At 62.4% G+C, this 18,079-nt stretch carries 19 protein-coding genes; 15 read left to right on the forward strand and 4 right to left on the reverse strand.

What is annotated here, in order from left to right; translation table 11 throughout:
- Nucleotides 1-18: 18 nt before the first annotated feature.
- The gene (locus ACNPN0_RS12545; protein ID WP_448938583.1) at nucleotides 19-810 is read right to left on the reverse strand and encodes a CatB-related O-acetyltransferase; all 792 of its coding nucleotides are present in this window, start codon (nucleotides 808-810) and stop codon (nucleotides 19-21) included.
- A 78-nt stretch (nucleotides 811-888) separates the two neighbouring features.
- The gene (locus tag ACNPN0_RS12550; protein ID WP_448938584.1) at nucleotides 889-2,697 is read right to left on the reverse strand and encodes a glycosyltransferase; all 1,809 of its coding nucleotides are present in this window, start codon (nucleotides 2,695-2,697) and stop codon (nucleotides 889-891) included.
- Nucleotides 2,698-3,055: 358 nt separating this feature from the next.
- Between ACNPN0_RS12550 and ACNPN0_RS12555 the strand changes: the two genes are divergently transcribed.
- Complete coding sequence (locus tag ACNPN0_RS12555; RefSeq protein ID WP_402472931.1) at nucleotides 3,056-3,184, forward strand: hypothetical protein; 129 nt, start codon at nucleotides 3,056-3,058, stop codon at nucleotides 3,182-3,184.
- A 118-nt stretch (nucleotides 3,185-3,302) separates the two neighbouring features.
- Here the strand turns inward: ACNPN0_RS12555 and ACNPN0_RS12560 are convergent, their stop codons facing one another.
- On the reverse strand, nucleotides 3,303-4,310 hold the full coding sequence (locus ACNPN0_RS12560; protein ID WP_448938924.1) for an ABC transporter substrate-binding protein: 1,008 nt from the start codon (nucleotides 4,308-4,310) through the stop codon (nucleotides 3,303-3,305).
- A gap of 253 nt (nucleotides 4,311-4,563) precedes the next feature.
- On the opposite strand from ACNPN0_RS12560, the gene ACNPN0_RS12565 reads away from it, so the two are divergent.
- The 3 genes from ACNPN0_RS12565 to ACNPN0_RS12575 all read left to right on the forward strand — a co-directional run bounded on the left by ACNPN0_RS12565 (nucleotide 4,564) and on the right by ACNPN0_RS12575 (nucleotide 8,363).
- Nucleotides 4,564-5,511 (forward strand): FecCD family ABC transporter permease, encoded by a 948-nt coding sequence (locus tag ACNPN0_RS12565; protein WP_286134219.1) that lies wholly within the window; start codon nucleotides 4,564-4,566, stop codon nucleotides 5,509-5,511.
- Entirely contained in the window at nucleotides 5,508-6,563 is a 1,056-nt protein-coding gene (locus ACNPN0_RS12570; RefSeq protein WP_402472936.1) for a FecCD family ABC transporter permease, read from the forward strand. The genes ACNPN0_RS12565 and ACNPN0_RS12570 overlap by 4 nt, the downstream gene beginning before the upstream one ends.
- A gap of 63 nt (nucleotides 6,564-6,626) precedes the next feature.
- Nucleotides 6,627-8,363 (forward strand): hypothetical protein, encoded by a 1,737-nt coding sequence (locus ACNPN0_RS12575; protein WP_448938586.1) that lies wholly within the window; start codon nucleotides 6,627-6,629, stop codon nucleotides 8,361-8,363.
- 46 nt (nucleotides 8,364-8,409) lie between these two features.
- Here the strand turns inward: ACNPN0_RS12575 and ACNPN0_RS12580 are convergent, their stop codons facing one another.
- Nucleotides 8,410-9,039: a LysE family translocator gene (locus tag ACNPN0_RS12580; protein WP_448938587.1), complete on the reverse strand. Its 630-nt coding sequence runs from the start codon at nucleotides 9,037-9,039 to the stop codon at nucleotides 8,410-8,412.
- A 250-nt stretch (nucleotides 9,040-9,289) separates the two neighbouring features.
- On the opposite strand from ACNPN0_RS12580, the gene rpsP reads away from it, so the two are divergent.
- The 11 genes from rpsP (at nucleotide 9,290) to ACNPN0_RS12635 (ending at nucleotide 18,048) form a co-directional block, all read left to right on the forward strand.
- Nucleotides 9,290-9,700, forward strand: a complete 411-nt coding sequence (gene rpsP, locus ACNPN0_RS12585) for a 30S ribosomal protein S16 (RefSeq protein WP_013348861.1) — start codon at nucleotides 9,290-9,292, stop codon at nucleotides 9,698-9,700.
- A 2-nt stretch (nucleotides 9,701-9,702) separates the two neighbouring features.
- Complete coding sequence (locus ACNPN0_RS12590; RefSeq protein ID WP_038991490.1) at nucleotides 9,703-9,945, forward strand: RNA-binding protein; 243 nt, start codon at nucleotides 9,703-9,705, stop codon at nucleotides 9,943-9,945.
- A 154-nt stretch (nucleotides 9,946-10,099) separates the two neighbouring features.
- Nucleotides 10,100-10,642 (forward strand): ribosome maturation factor RimM, encoded by a 543-nt coding sequence (rimM, locus tag ACNPN0_RS12595; protein ID WP_105657731.1) that lies wholly within the window; start codon nucleotides 10,100-10,102, stop codon nucleotides 10,640-10,642.
- Nucleotides 10,643-10,645: 3 nt separating this feature from the next.
- A complete protein-coding gene (gene trmD / locus ACNPN0_RS12600; RefSeq protein WP_105657732.1) occupies nucleotides 10,646-11,470 on the forward strand; it encodes a tRNA (guanosine(37)-N1)-methyltransferase TrmD in 825 nt (274 codons plus the stop codon).
- A gap of 250 nt (nucleotides 11,471-11,720) precedes the next feature.
- The gene (rplS, locus tag ACNPN0_RS12605) at nucleotides 11,721-12,080 is read left to right on the forward strand and encodes a 50S ribosomal protein L19 (protein WP_133833440.1); all 360 of its coding nucleotides are present in this window, start codon (nucleotides 11,721-11,723) and stop codon (nucleotides 12,078-12,080) included.
- A 13-nt stretch (nucleotides 12,081-12,093) separates the two neighbouring features.
- Nucleotides 12,094-12,741 carry a signal peptidase I gene (gene lepB, locus ACNPN0_RS12610; RefSeq protein WP_133833439.1) on the forward strand — a complete coding sequence of 216 codons (648 nt, stop codon included), beginning with the start codon at nucleotides 12,094-12,096 and terminating at the stop codon, nucleotides 12,739-12,741.
- Nucleotides 12,742-13,165: 424 nt separating this feature from the next.
- Nucleotides 13,166-15,361 carry a S1 family peptidase gene (locus ACNPN0_RS12615; protein ID WP_448938588.1) on the forward strand — a complete coding sequence of 732 codons (2,196 nt, stop codon included), beginning with the start codon at nucleotides 13,166-13,168 and terminating at the stop codon, nucleotides 15,359-15,361.
- 173 nt (nucleotides 15,362-15,534) lie between these two features.
- Nucleotides 15,535-16,122 (forward strand): hypothetical protein, encoded by a 588-nt coding sequence (locus ACNPN0_RS12620; RefSeq protein ID WP_448938925.1) that lies wholly within the window; start codon nucleotides 15,535-15,537, stop codon nucleotides 16,120-16,122.
- Nucleotides 16,123-16,286: 164 nt separating this feature from the next.
- The gene (gene lepB, locus ACNPN0_RS12625; RefSeq protein ID WP_286134220.1) at nucleotides 16,287-16,991 is read left to right on the forward strand and encodes a signal peptidase I; all 705 of its coding nucleotides are present in this window, start codon (nucleotides 16,287-16,289) and stop codon (nucleotides 16,989-16,991) included.
- Between the two features lie 11 nt (nucleotides 16,992-17,002).
- Nucleotides 17,003-17,728 (forward strand): ribonuclease HII, encoded by a 726-nt coding sequence (locus tag ACNPN0_RS12630; RefSeq protein WP_105657738.1) that lies wholly within the window; start codon nucleotides 17,003-17,005, stop codon nucleotides 17,726-17,728.
- Nucleotides 17,728-18,048 (forward strand): DUF2469 domain-containing protein, encoded by a 321-nt coding sequence (locus ACNPN0_RS12635; RefSeq protein WP_105657739.1) that lies wholly within the window; start codon nucleotides 17,728-17,730, stop codon nucleotides 18,046-18,048. Before ACNPN0_RS12630 ends, ACNPN0_RS12635 begins: the two co-directional genes overlap by 1 nt.
- Nucleotides 18,049-18,079: the final 31 nt, after the last annotated feature.

Below are 18,079 nucleotides of genomic sequence, written 5' to 3' on the forward strand. Positions count from 1 at the left end.
GGGGGCCACTTCCTGTCTTCACCCGGTTCCGGTGCCCAGGGCCTCCAGGTGCTCGGCAATGGTCTTGGCGGTCAATGGCCGCGTCTTGAATGGCGGTAAATTCCCTGCCTCGGCCTGCTTGAGCACCTGCTGGGCGAAGGCGGCCGGGTTGGCCACGTCCAGGTGGGTCAGCTTCTCCGGGGCGTACTGCCACCACTGCGATGCCTGGAGGGCTTGGGCGGTCGGCGCATCGAAGCGGTCGCGGATCTTCTTGGCCGGAAGGCCGCCGACCACGGTGTACGGCTCGACGTCGCTGGTGACTACGGAATTCGAGGCGATGACCGCGCCGTCGCCGATGGCGACCCCATGGCCCAGCGTGACCTTTTCGCCGATCCATACATCGTTGCCGATGGAGATCTTCCCCGGCGTGTAGCCGTACTTCGTCGTGCCCAGTTCCACGCCGTGATCAGCCGCGTAGGTGCGCATCAGCAGCCGCTGGTTGTAGAACACCGGGCTGGTCGATGCCCACTCCAGGGGGTGCTTGGCTCCCATGACAGTCATGCCCTTGGCGATCGAGGTGAACCGTCCGACGCTGATGGCCTTGTTGAGCTTTGAATGGGTGTAGGAGAACGCCCCCATGCGGGGCAGGGCTGTTCCGCTGGTTCCCCAGAAGGTGGTGTAGGGATCCAGTGCCAGGTCTTCCTGGTAGCTGATCCACGCCTCGGGATTGCAGGTGCTTCCGGTGTCCTGGAAATCCTTCATGCCCGGAACCGTCATGAGGATCCGGTGGCTTTTGAGCAGCGGTCGCAGTTGGGACATCTGAATTCGCATGCGATCGACTTTATGGGACCGGACTTGGAGAATTGTCAGCAAGTCCCGAACGCGCGCTGGATGCGAGCTGCTGCCCGGCTACTGCTTGGGGCGGAAGGAGAGGTTCTTGTGCGTGGTGAAGTACGGCAGGATCATTGTTTCGGGCAGACCCAGGCGCTTCATTTCCATGGCCTTGCCCACGCGCAGGCGCAGGTTCACGTCCACCGCCGCATCCTGTTCCTGGGTCTCGCCCAAGAGCTGCGGCTCCACATCGAAGACCGCCAGCTGCTCGTCCACACTGCTGCTGGCCACGGCCGCGATTTCTTCCTTGCTGTCCCGATTGACGAAGACCAGCTCGAAGGTTGCCGGATCGGGCAGGTCTTCGACGTGGGCCCGATGCTCCACCCGCACCTGCAATCCCTGGCCGTCAGGGAAGTCGACGCCCCGCAGCCTTGCTTCGAAATGCGGGACGCGGTTCTTCGCGCCGAGCTTCTTGAGCATCTTCGCTATGGACATGGTGTCCTCCCAAAGTGAGACTAGATCGCGGGCTTGGTACTCGCTGGCAAAAGTGCGGGCCTGCTGCGACATCCGGGCGGCCAGGGCGGGATCGTCCATGAGCTGCTGCACGCGGTCGGCCATGGCCTGGATATCGCCATGGCGGACCAGGAAGCCGTTATGCCCATCGGTGATGCTGTCGGCAGGGCCGAAGTTGATGTCGAAGGACACCGGGATGCATCCCTGGGCCTGGGCCTCGAGGATGACCAGCGCCTGGCCCTCGTTGGTCGAGGTGAATAATTGGGCCGTGCAGGAAGCGAAGTGCCAGGGGAGCTGGTCGGAGTAGCCGTGGAAGATCACCGACTCGCGCAGGCCCAGCTCGGCGGCTCGATCCGCTAGCGCGTCGCATTCGCTGCCCTGGCCGACAATGTGCAGGGTTGGCCGCTTGCCGCGAAGAGCCAGCTCGTGGAGGACTTCCAGGGCGGCGGCTACGTTCTTGTTGGGGGTCAGCGAGCCGGCCACGATCAGGCTGGTCGAGCTGCGTGCCGGTACCGGCGGTTGCACGGTGGACGGGTTCAGCGGGTTGGGAATGACGAATGCCGAGTCGGCTTCGCCGAAGCGGTCGACATAGGCCTGGCGCTGGGCGTGGGTCAGGAAGACGAAGGCATCCCAGTTGGAGCGTTCTTCGATGATGGGTTCGTGGCCCTTGGAGAGCTGGCCGCTGGCAAGGTCCTGCCCCTTGGCCACATGGATGCTGTGGAACGCGAACACCTTGGGCACGTGCACCGGTTTCCAGGAAGCGAGCATGGCCGCGGTGTACTTGCTGTCGATGACCACCAGGGAGTTCGGGTGGTCGACGATCTGCGACAGCCAATGTCGGTAGAACGACGCCGCGCTGGGGAAGCGGGCCACCAGGGTTCCGTTGCGGTCAAAAGCCTCAACGATGCGGCGGGCCTTCCCGTCGTGGAACTTCATATCGGACAAGAAGGCGGTGCCATCGGCCCGGTAGTACGTGGTCTTCTTGATCCCGCCTTCGGGGCCGGCAACGCTGTGCTCGCAGAACAAGGCGGCGTCCTGGCCGGGGTGGTGGACGGACTTGCGTACCGTGAAGTCCAGGCAGGCCGGTTCGGCCTTCCGCGCGGGGATGCTGGCCTGCGGCTGCAGGTCATGCTCCGCCAGGTGGAGGTAGGGATTGAGCACCCGGACCTTGGGCGAAAGCTTGCCGCGCTCGACGAGTTCCCCGACAATCTGCGGGAGCTGTTCGTTGGGACCGAAGGTCACCACCGCGGCAGAACCGTGCCGCTGGGCGAAAGCGGCCGCGCGCTGGGTGCAGACGGTGGTCATCCCGCCGAATTCGCGCTCGAGCTTCCACGTGACCATGAAGGCGTCCAGTTGCTGTTCCCTGATATCCACGGAGAATGATCCTTAGTTTGACCACGACAAAGTTAATTTCGCGCGAGGATATGCAGTTCCTCGCGCCACATTCCAGACTACGCGGTGAAGCTAGGCGGGCGCTGGGAAGACGCCGTCGTGTCGGTCTCGATTTCCCTGATCTGCACCGCAGGGATGGCCCAGTGGCCGAAGAGGCCGCCACCGCGGATTCGAACGTATCTTCGAAAAAGCCATGGCGCTCGCCGAACGCCGTGGGAGAATCGCCGGGAAGGCTCCAGCCCTTGCTCTTCGGTGCGAAACTTCCTAAGGTTCAGGTTATGGGGTACTCTCCCCACACTTGTTGGAGGCGCAGCGCGTCTCCGGTAAAGGACGGCACGTCATGTCGAGCAAATCCCCACGCAAGGGCGAAGCGAAAAAACCAAGCAAGAGCATCAAGGAAAAGCGCGCTGAGAAGCGGCTGAAGCACGCGGAGGTCGCTGTCGATCCGGTGCGCAAAGCTGCCAGATAACCACTGATTGGCACCGGTTCCCGCGCGCGGAGCCGGTAAATGAATCGAGTCCCTGCCTACGGCGAACGACGCCGGGCAGGGACTCGAGTATTTTAATTGCCGGTTTTCCGGGTGCCGCTTAGGGCAGCTGCGGGTCGACCTCGAAGTGCTCGGCGACCTGGGTGATGACCTCGTGGGCGCCCTGCAGCGACACCGAGGAGAGGAAGATCGAGTCGTCGACCTGCATGACCTCGCCTTCCAGCTTCTCCCACAACGGGTTGGAGGTGAACTTGTCTTCCTGGGCGCGCGACGCGGCGCCCTCGGCGCCTTCCGGGGCCCAGGTGGACTGGAAGATCACTTCGGCGTCGGCCTTCAGGATTTCCTCCGGCGACAGCGGAACGAAGATCGACTCGGTGGTATCCGGGGCATCCTCCGGGCGCGGAATGCCCATGTCCACCATGATCTCGCCGATGAACGAATCGGTGGCGTACAGGCGCGCGGTGTCCTCGCCGGCGAAACGCACCAGCGAGTAAGTGGTCTCGGGCTTCTTTGCCAGGATTTCCTTGCCCACCGCGGCGGCGCGGGCCTCGTACTCAGCCACGGCCGTTTCCGCCTGGTCCTTCTTACCCAAGGCCTCGCCCAGCAGCACCACGTTTTCCTTCCAGGTTGGTCCGGTGGACTCGGAGAAGATGGTCGGGGCGATCTTGTTCAGCTGGTCGTACATGGCGCCCTGGCGCACGTCGGCGGAGATGATCACGTCCGGCTCGGTGGCCAGCAGCTTTTCCAGATCCGGTTCGGTGATGGTGCCGACGTTCACGGCTTCGTCGGTCAGCTCGGTGATGTCCCCGAGGTACTCGGGGAAGGGATTGTTGCCCTTGCGGTATTCGGTGTAGGCCACCAGCTCGGCTCCCAGCAGCATGGCGGCATCCACGTAGGAAGGGTCCAGTGCGGCGACGCGCAGCGGGCGTTCGGCCAGCTCGGTGGTGCCGCGGAAGTGCTTGATGGCCGCCGGGAAGCTGGAATCGGCTTCCGCGGTGGCGGCGGTTTCTGCCGGCTCGGTGCTCGGGGAGGAGCTGGCGCAGGAGGACAGGGCCAGGGCGGCCGCGGCCAGGGCGGCGCTCAGGGCGAGAATGCGGGGAGTGTGCATGCGAGTGCTTTCCATGAAGGTGATTGACTAATTAGCGCATGATGTATTTTTGCTTGCCCCACTTAGGCAAGGGTAAGCTTAGCGCGCGAGAAGAACAGTAGCATGGATCCGGCCGTCCTGGTCAAGGTCCTGCGACATCATTGCTTCGCATATCCTGCACGCACCCGCCGCGCACTCCGCGGCCCGAGAAAGGCCACCGACCATCGACCGCACCACACCGCGCATCAGCTCGCTGCTGGCCCTGGCCGCCGGCGTGGGCGCCGCCATCGGGCTCAGCCTGTGGATCGGCAGCACCACCTCCAGCTTCGCCGAGCTGCGCCACGCGCTGCTGGCCCCCGACGGCCAGGTCAGCGACATCGCCATCCGCGAGATCCGCTGGCCGCGCACCGTTACCGCGCTGGCCGCCGGCGCCGCTTTGGGCATGGCCGGCACGCTGATCCAGGGCCACACCCGCAACCCGATAGCCGAACCCGGCCTGCTGGGCATCAACCAGGGCGCGGCCCTGGCCATCGTCTCGGTCGCCGCTTTCACCGGCCCGCTGCCGGCGTGGACCCAGGCGCTGCTGGCCCTGGGCGGAGCGCTGCTGGCGGCCCTGGTGGTCTTCGGCATCGGGCGCATCGACGGGCGCGGGGGATCGCCCATCACCTTGCTGCTGGTGGGCGCCGCGGTCACCGCGCTCTGCGCCGGAGTGGTGTCGGCCATCGTGCTGCTCAGCGAGGCCGCCCTGGAAACCCTGCGCTTCTGGCAGGTCGGCTCCGTGGTCCAAGGCTACGAATCCTTCTTGTCGCTGTGGCCGCTGCTGGTGGCCGGTACCGTGCTGGCGCTGGCCAATGCCCGCGGGCTGAACGCGCTGACCCTGGGCGAGGATTCCGCCCGCAGCCTCGGGGTCACCGCCCTGCATGCCCGCGGGCTGGGGCTGGCGGCGATCGTGGCACTGTCCGGGCTGGCGGTCACCCTGGCCGGGCCGATCGCCTTCCTGGGCCTGCTGGTACCGCATATTTCCCGGCGCATCTTCGGCGCCGACTACCGCTGGGTGATTCCCGGCTCGGCCCTGTGCGGCGCGCTGCTGCTGTGCGTGGCCGATGTGCTCGGCCGCATGCTGGCCCGCCCCGGGGAACTGCCCGTGGGCGTGGTCATCGCGCTGCTCGGCGCGCCCTTCTTCATCTACGTGGCCCGGCGCCGCAAGGCGGTCACCGTATGAGCGCCCCGGCGATCCGCACCCCCGCTTCCGCGGTGCGCGCCCGGCGCGCTGTGGCTACCGGCCTGATCCTGCTGGCCGTGGCCCTCGCGGCCTTCTGCCTGCACCTGGCCATCGGGGGCACCCCGATCGCGCTGGGCGATGTAGTGGCCACGCTCTTCGGCGCGGCCCCGGATCCGCGCACCGAGCTGACGATCATCGAGTTCCGGCTGCCGCGCAGCGTGGCTGCGGTGCTGGCCGGGGCCGGCTTCGGAGTGGCCGGGGCGCTGACCCAGAACGTGGCGCGCAACCCGCTGGCCAGCCCCGACATCCTCGGGGTGACCAACGGCGCGGCCCTGGGCGCAGTGGCCGTGCTGGCCCTGAGCGTGCACGCCGGCGGGCGTTCGGAACTGCTGGTGCACTACGGGCTGCCCATTGCCGCCACCTTGGGCGGCTTGCTGGTCTCGACCCTGGTCTTCGCGCTGGTCTGGCACAGTTCCCTGGAAAGCAACCGGCTGGTGCTGGTGGGCCTGGGCTTCTCCGGGCTGTGCGCCGCACTGACCTCCTGGATGCTGACCCTGGGAGAAATCTACAACGCCCAGCAGGCGCTGACCTGGCTGGCCGGGACCATCAACGCGATCTCCTGGGCCGACCTGGCCTTCGCGCCGGTGGTCATCGTGCTGGGACTGGCCGCGGCCGCGCTGCTGCGCAACCAGCGCGAGGTGCTGGCGCTGGATTCGGATACCTCCCGCGCGCTGGGCATGAACCTGGGGCGCGACCGGGTCCTGATGCTCGGCATCGCCTCGCTGCTGGCCATTGCCGCGACCGTGATCGCCGGGCCGCTGGCCTTCGTTGCGCTGGCCAGCGGGCATGCCGCGCGGCTGGTGGCCCGCGGCACCATCCCGCCGGTGCCCCATGCCGCGCTGATCGGGGCGATCTTCGTGCTGCTGGCCGACCTGGTTGCGGCCCGGGCTTTCCCGGTGATCCTGCCCGCCGGGGTGGCCACCGCGGTGATTGGCGCCCCGTACCTGATCTTCCTGGTCATCCGCCAATCCAAGGTCCGCCAACGCGGCTAGCGGTTTATCCACAGCTGGCGATGGCTGCCAGCTCGGGCCTCTGGCCGCGCCCATGATGGGTCCATGGGCATCCACCAGCTAGCCGCAGCGATCCAGATCCTGCGCGAATCCATCACCGGGTCGCTCCCGCGCGGAGCGATCCAAGTGCTCCTTGAGCTGATGGCTTCCTGCTGCGCGCTGCTGGCCAAGCTCTCCTGCACCCTGCGCGAGTCCGATGACCCGCGGGTGGCGGCGGGGCATGCACGGCTGATTGAAACGCTCTACCGCTACACCCTGCGGGAGCAATTGCACTGCGCTATCCATCTCGAATCAACCGGCGCCCACCTGCTGGAAGACGATGAGCTGGCGGCCGTTTCCGCATCGCGGACCAGCTACGACCGCCCCGCCCGACAGCATTCAGGCCGCGCCCACTACCAGAACACCGGCGACTTCCTGGCCAGCTGGCTGGGGATCAACGCCCATGAGGGGCAGCACCGGGTGAATGACGCGCACCTGCTCATCGCCCGGCGCCTCATGGATGGCAGCACCGCCGCCCCGCGCTTGTCCCAGCTGGCCAGGCTCTACGCCGAAGCGCCGGATCTGGACCCGCGGCTGATTGCCCGCACGGCCCGCGCACTGGACAAATTCGAGCCGGCTGACACGAGCTTCCAAGGCCGGCCGCTGGAACCGGCCGCCCGCAATGAACAGGGCCAACTGCTCGATCACCAAGCCGCGGCCCTGCTGCAGGAACCTGACCGTGCCACCCGCGAGACCCAGCTCGCGGCGATGCTTTCCGCCGAGCGCAGGGCCCGCAAGCAAACCAGGAACCCGGCACCCGGAATCTATCCGCGAGGCACCGTGGGCGACTGCGACAAGTACGAGCTCTACATCGCCGGGACCCAGCGCGAGGAATTCCGCTCCACCCTGGCCCAGGCCGATAACCCGCGTACCAAAGCAGGCAAAGCCGCCCGTGCCGCCAAATCCGGTTCAGGCGCTGCCCCTGATGATGGCCAGAACGCCTCAGAGGACCAGCAGGAAGCGGATCCCGGGGCAAATGCCGGGCAATCAGCCACCGACGACCTGTTCAGCAGCAAGGAACCACCACCGCCATGGGCCCAGGACGGGCACGGGGAGGAAGAATCCTTGTCCGGAGCGCAGCAACAACCTGACAAGCTTGTTGATGAGCAGGAAACGCGCGGCGCAGGCGGAGCAGGCGAAGGCCTCCAAGCGTCCCTGCTGCTTGGCGATGGGGAGGTTCCGGTGGCCCAGCGCCGGCTCGACGCACTATTGGCCGCGCTGAGAGGGCGCACGGCAGGTGCCGCGCCCAATGGAATCATTCCAAGGATCGGCATCCATATCCAGTTGCGCGATCCGCAGGATCTCGGGGATCCGGCCAAGCTTCGCGCCACCTCCGACCACGGGGTGAAACTCGATTCCGCGGACACCGCACAGCTGATCTGCCAAGGCGAGATCTACCGGGTGGTCTTCGGACCCGATGGGCAACCGCTGGATGTAGGACGCAAGGAACGCTTCTTCACGGATGCAATGAAACGCGCAATTTTCGCCCGCGACCGCGGATGCATCGTCCCGGGATGCACGGCACCGCCTGAAATGCTCGAATACCATCACGACAACTGGTGGGAACGTGGCGGGTGCACTTCATCGCGCAATGGCAGCTGCCTGTGCCGGAGGCACCACCATGCCATTCATGCAGGATTGCTGACCCTGGTTACCGTTGGGGGACTGGCGCACATCCTGCTGCCCAAGCACCTGGACCCGATGCAGGTACCGCGAAGAAACAGTGTTCCGGTGGCCGCCTGAGCACCCGGAGCCGCGAACTGCTGCACCTGCCGGCGTGGCCAAGATGCTATGGGCGCGAGAGCGCAACTTTCAGTCCGAACCCGATCAGCACTGTCCCGGTGATCCGGTCCATCCAGGACACCGACTTCGCTGAGCCCAGCCAGCGGCCAGCGATCCGAACCCCGTACACCAAGGCCACTGCCCACACCAGGGTCAGTGCAACATGCACCGCCGATAGCCCCATGCCCATGAGCAGGGCGTTGGTGCCCGCCGGGGTGAATTGCGGGATCGCGGCGATATGGAAGACGCCGATCTTCGGGTTCAGCACGTTGGTCACCAGCCCGGTCAGGTAGGCTCGATACCTGCTGTGCGATACCGGGACATGGATCGTGGCCAACTGCTTGCCCCGCAGGCTCCGATGGATCATCTGCCCGCCCAGGAACACCAGATAGGCTGCGCCGGCATAGACCAGCACCTGGTAGGCCAGGGATGAGGCGGCCAGAATTGCCGAAGCTCCCGCGGCCGCGGCCACACCCCAAGCGAATACTCCCGTGCAGATCCCCAGCGCCGCCAGCAGCGCTTCACCGCGTCCCCGGGCAATGGCCGATCGCAGGATCAGCGCGGTATCGACACCCGGAATCAACGTCATCAGGGCGGCAACTATACTGAAACCCAGCAAGGCGGAAGCAACGGTCATGCACTCAATGCTAGAAGCTGCATCTGGGCGCAGACCCCAGGGTGAGCAAGCTCATGATCTTCGCCCGACGCGCGGGGCCAATTAGAGTTGGCCACCACGCACGCTCTCTGGCATAATTGCAGGGTACTCGATTCGCAGTGGCCCCTCTCTCCGCTATGAATCCTGTCCTTTTAGAATCCGACCAGTAAGGCCTGCCCCACAGGTGCTAAAAATTGGATTCGACCATGTTGAGAAACAGGAGACCACAAAAGTGGCCGTAAAGATTCGTCTGAAGCGCTTCGGTAAGATGCGCGCACCTTTCTACCGCGTTGTCGTCATGGACTCGCGCGCTAAGCGCGATGGCCGTGCCATCGAGGAGATCGGCAAGTACCACCCAACCGAGAACCCATCGGTTATCGAGATCAATTCGGATCGTGCACAGTACTGGCTGTCCGTTGGCGCGCAGCCAACCGAGCAGGTACACGCACTGCTGAAGATCACCGGTGACTGGCAGAAGTTCAAGGGCATCGATGGCCAGGAAGGCACCTACAAGGTTGCCGAGCCTAAGCCAGCATTCGTTGCTCCTGACAAGGGTTCGGTGATCCTCCCAGAGGCAATCACCAAGAAGGCTGAAAAGCCAGCTGCTGAAGAGGCAGAGGCCGAAGCTACCGAGGCTGAGTAACAGTGCTCGTTGACGCGCTAGACCACCTGGTACGCGGGGTTGTCGAGGAACCGGAAGACGTCAAGGTCGCCTTGAAGTCCACCCGCCGCGGCGACCTGCTCGAAGTACGTGTGAACCCTGAGGATCTCGGTCGTGTGATCGGACGCCAAGGACGCACCGCACGAGCACTGCGCACCGTAATGGCAGCGTTGGCCAAGGAGCCGGTACGTGTCGATGTAATCGACACCGACCGTCGCCGAGGCTAAGCAACTTAGAGGTCTGGCTTTTAAGTTGGCTTCGAAACGAAAGGAGTTTCCGTCCTAACTAGTGACGGAAACTCCTTTCGTGTTTACCCCTAGAATTTCCATTCCAGTCTCCCGGCACACGCCACGGAACACAGTGCAGAAAGAGCAGCAGACTATGCGATTGCAGGTTGCCCGCATCGGCAAGCCCCACGGCATCCGTGGCGAAGTCACCGCCCAGGTCATGACCGATACCCCGGAAGAGCGCTTCACCGCTGGCGAAGAACTCATCGTCGTCGACGGCCCGGTCAAGACGCTGACCATCGCCAATGCGCGCTGGAACAAGACCATCCTGCTGCTCTCCTTCAAGGAAATCGCCGACCGCAACCAGGCTGAAACCCTGCGCGGCGCGCGCCTTGAGATTGAAGTTTCCGACGAGCCGGAAGACGACTCGGACGAATGGTACGAGCATGAACTGCTGGACCTGAAGGTCATGCTCGATGGCGAGCAGGTCGGTACCATCACCGCACTGCGCACCAATCCCGCCCAGGACCTGCTGGTCTTCGAAGACGCTGACGGCCAGGAGATCTACCTCCCGTTCGTCGACGAATTCGTCCCGGAGATCGATCCGGAAGCCGGCATCGTGGTCATTACCCCGCCGGCAGGCCTGCTGACCTTGAACAGCGATGAAGACGGCAGCGACGAAGAGGGACAAAAGTAAGCCATGCGTCTTGACGTCATCTCGATTTTCCCTGAGTACCTCCAGCCGCTCTCGCTTTCGCTGATCGGCCGCGCCGCCGAAGACGGCATCCTGGATCTGAACGTCACCAACCTGCGCGACTTCACTGCCGACAAGCACCGCAAGGTCGACGACACCCCGTACGGTGGCGGCGCCGGCATGGTGATGATGCCGGAACCATGGGGACAGGCACTGGACGCGGTGCGCCCAGCCGATGCTGGCGGCCCCAAGCCAACCCTGATTGTCCCTTCGCCTGCAGGCGCCGTCTTCAACCAGCAGATGGCCTACGACCTTGCCGAGGAAGAGCATCTGGTCTTCGCCTGCGGCCGCTATGAAGGCATCGATGAGCGCGTCATCGAATACGCGCACGAGAACTTCAACGTCATCCCCGTATCCATCGGCGATTACGTGCTCAACGGGGGAGAAGTGGCCGTGATGGTGATGGTGGAAGCCATCGCCCGGCTGATCCCAGGAGTCATCGGCAACCCGGAATCGCTGGTAGAAGAATCCCACTCGGATGTTCTGCTGGAATACCCGGTGTACACCAAGCCGGCCTCCTGGCGCGGCCGCGATGTCCCCGAGGTGCTGCTCGGTGGCAATCACCAGCGGGTGGGACGGTTCCGCCGCGATGAGCAGATCAAGCGCACCGCAGAGCGTCGCCCCGACCTGATCACGCAGCTGGATGCCGAGAGCCTGAACCGCAGGGACCGCGATGCCCTGTGGCACAGCGGATTCGCGCTCGTTGACGGTGCCATAACCCCCAAGTCCGAATTGGACTGGGCTACCGGCGCTGGCACCGAGAGCGACTAAGAGTCCAAAATCACTCGAAAGCCATTTCGGGCAAACTCGCATCGGCTTCGCGGATACGGCATAATTGTTTCTTGGTGTGTTTTTGTTCGACTCCTGCCGCAGGGGGAAGTTCGAGCCACAGAAGACCACCGCACCGTTTGCTAGAGGCAATCGGTGGTACAACGTTCCGGGGATTTCACTGGTTTCGACCGGTGTCGGGCCCCGCTACGAGGATTCGGTGACCTGCGGCATTGATCCTAGGAGATGCACTATGCATATTCTTGACTCTGTTAACGCAGCCTCGCTGCGCTCCGACGTTCCAGCCTTCGGCCCAGGCGACACCCTGAAGGTTCACGTCAACATCATCGAAGGCAAGAACTCCCGTGTTCAGGTCTTCCAGGGCTACGTCCTTGGTCGCCAGGGCCAGGGTGTTGGCGAGACCTTCACCGTTCGCAAGGTTTCCTTCGGCACCGGTGTTGAGCGTACCTTCCCAGTTCACTCCCCAATCATCGAAAAGATTGAGGTTGTGACCAAGGGTGACGTTCGTCGTGCAAAGCTGTACTACATGCGCGATCGTCACGGCAAGGCTGCTCGCATCCGCGAGAAGCGCGACTTCAGCGCAAAGAAGTAATCTGCGTTCTTCAATGAACCGGATTGCACGCACTGAGCGGGCAACAATGAAGCGCCGGGCCTTTTCATGGGTCTGGCGCTTCGCTGTACTCGCCATCATTCTTGGTCTGCTGGCCACCATCGTCATTCGCGCCACCCTGATCGACGTCTTCCATATCGAGTCCAACTCCATGGAATCCACGCTCAATCCTGGCCAGAGCATCGCCGTAGATCGCCGCGCTTACTCGGATGCCGAACCGCAACGCGGAGACATCATCGTCTTCGATGGCCGCGGCTCGTTCCTGCCCTACGCCAAGGCCAGCTTCGCTGATGATCTGCTGGGGGCGTTCAGCCTCACCGGGAGCAGCAATAAGTACGTCAAGCGCGTCATTGGCGTTGGGGGAGACACCGTGGAATGCTGCAGCGCTGATGGGCGACTGCTCGTCAACGGCGAGCCTGCAGACGAGCAGTATATCTTCGCCGGGGATGCTCCGAGCGACCAGAAATTTTCCGTAGAAGTGCCAGTTGGCCGCTTGTGGGTCATGGGCGATCACCGCTCCACTTCCAAGGATTCGCGGGCATTGCTGGGCGCAAGCGGCGGCGGAATGATCAGCGTCGAGCGCGTCACCGGCAAAGCGACCGAGGTGATTTGGCCGCTCGATCAGCGTTCAGTAATCAGGTGACACGCCGTAGCAACCGGCGATTTTGATAGCGCCAGATGGGTAGAACTACCCATCTGGCGCTATTTTTCTAGGTTAATGGAATTAATTCGGATGGATTTCCATCCCACCCGATTTGCTGTGCAATTCGTGTGTAAATTTCGCGACAACACTCAGGATCCACCAAGCTGACTAGGGATTAGAAAGAGAAGTCCAATCATAAACCAATACTACTGGCACGTAAGTTGTAACCAAGCTCGATGAGGGTAGAGCTATTTGACTAGGTGAAACGGGTTCTGGAATTTATATTTTTGTTGGATTCGATGGTTGAAAAGCTGTGTCGGAACCAAGTATTGTTTCATTTTGGTAACAACACCTGTGCTTACGCGCGCGCCCTTAGGTAAGGGGACGCGCGGGCGCTCGCACCATAAATCTGGGAGAAGCATTAATGCCACATCCAAAAAAGAAGACTGCGCAACGCGGCATCGTTGCAGCAGCCGCGACCGCCTTGGTGGTCGGCTCTAGCTTCATGCCTGCCGCAGCGGCGCCAACGGCCTCCGAATCGCCGTCTGCGTCCGCTACGGCAAGCGAGAAGCCTTTGGCCAGCGAAACCGCTCTGGACACCGAGGGGCTCGACAAGGCTATTGAGAAGGACCTCAATAAGTCCGTTGAAGAGTACGTCAAGGACGGGGAGACCAGCGACGCTGCTTCCAAAGTCCGCGACGAACTGAATGCGAAAGGCATTGACGCCACTGCCTCGGTGAAGGACGGCAAAGCCGAGATCACCGTAAGCAAGAAGGACGCTGCCAAGGCCAAGGAGATCGTCCAGGCCAGTGCAGCTCCGGCTCCTATCGTGGTGACCGAAGTTGACTCGCAGGTCAAGACCGTAGACAAGGTCTACACCGAGCTCTTGGCCAACATCGAGCCGAAGGAACTGAAGCGCATCACCGCTATCCTTCAGACCAACGATGGCTTGAAGATCTATGCAAAGGGCTTCGACGAGAAGGAAGCTGCGGACGACCTGAAGTCCAAGTCCGCTGGCTCCCTGCCTGAGAAGCTGACCGTTGAGCAGTTCGTCAGCGAAGCTACGCACGTTGACGGTGTAGAAAGCTCGGGTGTTGCCAAGACCACCGCCGCAGAGGATATTTACGGCGCCTTGGGTTACGCAATGGACAAGTCCGGCGCACCTACTAGTAAGTCGACCGTCTGCTCGCTCGGATTCACCGCGTGGACCGCAGAGGGCGAAGATGCCATCATCTCGGCTGGGCACTGCTCGGAAGATGGCGCCACCAGGATTTTGGGCCTTGCCGAACAGTCGGTTCCAGGCCAATCGCCAACTCTGGGTGCCGAGCTGGGTACTTTTGGATTCAACCAGTTCGGTGGTCCGGGTAATTCGGGCCTATCCGCCGAAGAACTGGACTCCATGACCGAGGAAGAGTTCAATAACCTGGAACCAGGCACGGACATCTCGGTGATCGATAACATCAATCCTGCGCTGAACCTGCATGCTGCTGTGTCCGAATGGGCTGACGGCAAGGAACCTCGCGACGAAGTTATCAACGTGACTGGCACGACCAAGGCACTAGTTGGGTCGGAAGCTTGCTCTTCGGGTCGTACGACCGGTTGGAGCTGCTCCCCGATTATCGGTGAAGGCGTCTTCTTCGTTGGTGGCTCGGATAAGACCTACCGTTCAGTTGCTGGCTATGTCGCTGAAAATCCTGGCCAGAGCGTGCTTGACCAGGGTGACTCCGGTGGCCCAATGCTCGTAGGCAGCAAGGCGGCAGGCATCAACTCGGCCAACGCCGCAGGTGAAGACCTGAAGGAAAACACCGCTGATGACATCGCCATGTACACCTCGCTCGATGATGTCTTCGACAAGGGCTACATTGATGGCTACACGCTGAAATTCCATATCAATACCCCTGCCATCACGGTGGAAAACGGTACTGAAGTTGAACCTGGTGAAGCAATCACCGGTACCCTTGCCAATGCTCCGGCTGGCACCATCATCCGTGTGGTCGTTGACGGCAAGCTCTACAAGAAGGTTGAGCTGGACGCTAAAGGAAACTTCTCATTCCCAGCCCCGGAAGAACCAGGAAAGTTTGCGTTCAGCGTTGTGGCCAAGAACGGCTTCAACACCTCTGAGCGGGTCAACGCCAACGTCGTGATCGTTGCTGCGCCGACTCCAACTCCAACCGAGGAACCAACCGAGGAACCGACTGAGGAGCCTACCGAGGAACCCACTGAGGAGCCAACCGAGGAACCTACTGAGGAGCCAACTACGGAGCCTTCCGAGGAACCAACTACTGAGCCTTCCGAGAGCACCTCGCCATCGCCTTCCGAAGAAGAAAGCGACAAGCCTTCCGAGAGCACCTCGCCATCGCCTTCCGAGGACGAAAGCGACAAGCCATCGGAGAGCACCTCTCCTTCCGCTTCGGAGGACGACGACAAGTCGGAAGCTCCGAAGGACCAGAAGGACGACGAGCCAAGCAAGTCTGCAACTCCAAAGGAAAGTCCTAAGAAGGACGATCCTTTGGCGGATACCGGTTCGAACAGCGTTCCGCTGATCGCCGCCGGTGGCGCAATGGCTCTGGCCGGTGCGGCATTCCTGCTGTTCCGCCGCAACGCACGTCGCCACGGCTAAGGGATTCTGTTCCGGCGGGACTGGGTCCTGCTGAAAATGCCCCGCTACTTGAGAACAAGTAGCGGGGCATTTTTACTTGGCACACATGTAGTTCCTTGGTTGCTCTACGATTTCGGCACTAGTCTCAAAGCTAAGATCGTTGCGGCAACGTGAATATCACCGAGGTGTAAATTATGAATTTCAACGCTAGAACTTCACGCACGCCAATCATGCTGGCCTCTACTGCTGCCATGGCTGCCCTATTGCTAACCGGCTGTGGTCAGGGAACCGATCCAGGTGCGCAGGCTAGGGCCAGCGCCACGGCATCGGAACCCTCGCAGCAAACAGAAAACTCGAGCGGGAACACCGTGGACCAAGACGCATTGCTCCAGACTAATGACCAGCTCTCCGAAACCTTGGGCGATGAATACGTCCAGGGTTGGATCAAGGACGGGCAGCTGAACGTTTCGACGACCAGCGAAGAGCAGCTATCCGTTATTGAAGAAGCCGGGGCTATCGGGCACCTAGTCCAATTCAGCAGCGAGGAGCTTCGTTCGGCGATTTCCGAAATCATGAAGTGGCAGGGCAAGCAGGAAAACCCCGTGCGCACTGCCATCCATGCATACACGCTGAATCCTGAAACGGGCGGCATCACCCTGTCGGTGGATAAGAGCCAGCTGGACGAAGTCCAAAAGCTGATTGAAGCTGAGAAGCCCATCGGCGAAATCCCCGTGGACTACAAGCAGAGCGGTGGCATCATGTCGCCTGCTGCCACCCAGTAGCCCGCAGTCCGCTTGAACGGACGCACCAATGGCCAGGCCCGGCGACGGACCTGGCCATTGGTGCGTTTCTGGGCAACTGGCCGTGGCTATGCAATGATCCGCTGCGCCTGGCAAGACACGTAAGATGGGGATTACACGCGACAATGGAAGGTACTAATCGAATCGTGAGCGCAGCATCAGCAGAGACTCCTCCAAGCAGGGGACCCCTATACAAAATATGGCGCTTCGTCCGCGAGATTGTCATCATCATCGCGATCGCGCTGTTGCTCTCGTTCGTGATCAAGACCTTCTTCTTCCGTGCCTACTACATCCCATCAGGCTCCATGGAGCATACCCTCGAGGTCAACGACCGGATTTTCGCCAACCTCATGGTTCCCGGGCCGTTCGAGCTGGAACGTGGCGACGTCGTCGTCTTCCGCGATGACCAGGAATGGCTGCCACCGCTGACCGAGTACCCCACCGCGTTCCAGAATGTGCTCTCCTTTGTCGGCGTGCTGCCAGCGGCTGATGAGCAGTACCTGGTCAAGCGCATCATCGGCATGCCCGGTGACACCGTGGAATGCTGCACCGCGGAAGGCGCCATCACGATCAACGGCGAGCCCATTGACGAGCCGTATATCTTTGACGGCGACAGCCCGTCAGACATGGAATTCAAGGCGACCGTCCCAGAAGGAAAAATCTGGGTGATGGGTGATCACCGAGGTGCCAGCGCGGATTCCCGCTTCCACGCCGATCGCCAGGGCGGTTTCGTCGACCTCGAATCCGTCCAGGGCCGCGCTTCGGTGATCTCTTGGCCAACCTCGCGCTGGGGCATCGTCGACTCGCACGAAGAAGTCTTCGCCAACGTCCCGCACGCAGTGGCGAAGTAGGGGCACCGCCCATGGCCGTTTTGAAGAGCAAGGCAACCACGCTAGAACATGAGCGCGCCTTGGCAGCCAAGCATGGGTTCCGCTATATCGCAGCGGTCGATGAGGTGGGACGCGGCGCCTTGGCTGGTCCGATTACCGTCGGCATGACGGTAATAGATATTGAGCAGGTCACGGAGTTCCCAGCGCTGCGCGACTCCAAGCTGCTGAGCCCGGAAACCCGTACGGAACTGGTCGATCCAGTTCGCCAGTGGGCCGTGGGCTATGGCGTCGGGCATGCCTCTGCGGCTGAAATCGATGAGCTGGGAGTTACTGGCGCCCTGCGCCTGGCCGGATCGCGGGCCATGGAGCTGTGCGCGGTACAGCCCGAGGCGGCGCTTCTGGATGGCAGCTACGACTGGCTGACCGCACCGGAACCGGACCTCTTCGACATCCTGGCCGATGACCGCGAACCCGTGGGCCTGCACATCCCGGTGACGACCATCATCAAAGGCGACATGACCTGCCAGGCGATCGCCGGAGCTTCCATCCTGGCCAAGGTCGAACGCGATGGAATCATGGTTGATCTGGCCATCGAGCATCCGGCCTTCGGCTGGGAGATCAACAAGGGGTATGCCACCGCTGCGCATCGTGCCGCGATCGTTGCGCAGGGTCCCTGCGACTACCACCGCAAGAGCTGGAACTTGACTTCGGGTGCTGATCAGGCCCAAGGTGAAGCCACGACAAAGAAAGCAAAGTGATGGCTGCCGACGACCTGGAAAACTACGAGTCCGACATGGAACTGCAGCTATACCGCGAGTACAAGACCGTGGTGGGGCTGTTCAATTACGTGGTCGAGACCGAGCGCCGCTTCTACCTGGCCAACCAAGTGGACGTGAAGACCCTGTCCAACGCCGGGGAAGTGTACTTCGAGTTGAACCTCACCGACGCGTGGGTCTGGGACATCTACCGCCAAGGGCGCTTCGTGAAGTCCGTCAAGGTGCTGACCTTCAAGGACGTCAACGTCGAAGAACTGAACCCTGACGAGTTCCAGATCCCGAAGGATGGGCTGGGCTCCTAGCGCGAGGCACTGCGGCATTCGATCGCCGGCG

This window comes from Glutamicibacter sp. AGC84, assembly GCF_053543575.1.

Excerpts from the sequence above, each read along its gene's own strand:
- ACNPN0_RS12545 (WP_448938583.1), bottom strand. The coding sequence starts at position 810 with ATGCGAATTCAGATGTCCCAACTGCGACCGCTGCTCAAAAGCCACCGG.
- ACNPN0_RS12630 (WP_105657738.1), top strand. The coding sequence starts at position 17,003 with ATGGCCGTTTTGAAGAGCAAGGCAACCACGCTAGAACATGAGCGCGCC.
- ACNPN0_RS12620 (WP_448938925.1), top strand. The coding sequence starts at position 15,535 with ATGAATTTCAACGCTAGAACTTCACGCACGCCAATCATGCTGGCCTCT.
- ACNPN0_RS12570 (WP_402472936.1), top strand. The coding sequence starts at position 5,508 with ATGAGCGCCCCGGCGATCCGCACCCCCGCTTCCGCGGTGCGCGCCCGG.
- ACNPN0_RS12575 (WP_448938586.1), top strand. The coding sequence starts at position 6,627 with ATGGGCATCCACCAGCTAGCCGCAGCGATCCAGATCCTGCGCGAATCC.
- rimM (WP_105657731.1), top strand. The coding sequence starts at position 10,100 with ATGCGATTGCAGGTTGCCCGCATCGGCAAGCCCCACGGCATCCGTGGC.
- rplS (WP_133833440.1), top strand. The coding sequence starts at position 11,721 with ATGCATATTCTTGACTCTGTTAACGCAGCCTCGCTGCGCTCCGACGTT.
- trmD (WP_105657732.1), top strand. The coding sequence starts at position 10,646 with ATGCGTCTTGACGTCATCTCGATTTTCCCTGAGTACCTCCAGCCGCTC.
- ACNPN0_RS12580 (WP_448938587.1), bottom strand. The coding sequence starts at position 9,039 with ATGACCGTTGCTTCCGCCTTGCTGGGTTTCAGTATAGTTGCCGCCCTG.
- ACNPN0_RS12555 (WP_402472931.1), top strand. The coding sequence starts at position 3,056 with ATGTCGAGCAAATCCCCACGCAAGGGCGAAGCGAAAAAACCAAGCAAG.
- ACNPN0_RS12560 (WP_448938924.1), bottom strand. The coding sequence starts at position 4,310 with ATGCACACTCCCCGCATTCTCGCCCTGAGCGCCGCCCTGGCCGCGGCC.
- ACNPN0_RS12615 (WP_448938588.1), top strand. The coding sequence starts at position 13,166 with ATGCCACATCCAAAAAAGAAGACTGCGCAACGCGGCATCGTTGCAGCA.
- lepB (WP_133833439.1), top strand. The coding sequence starts at position 12,094 with ATGAACCGGATTGCACGCACTGAGCGGGCAACAATGAAGCGCCGGGCC.
- ACNPN0_RS12635 (WP_105657739.1), top strand. The coding sequence starts at position 17,728 with ATGGCTGCCGACGACCTGGAAAACTACGAGTCCGACATGGAACTGCAG.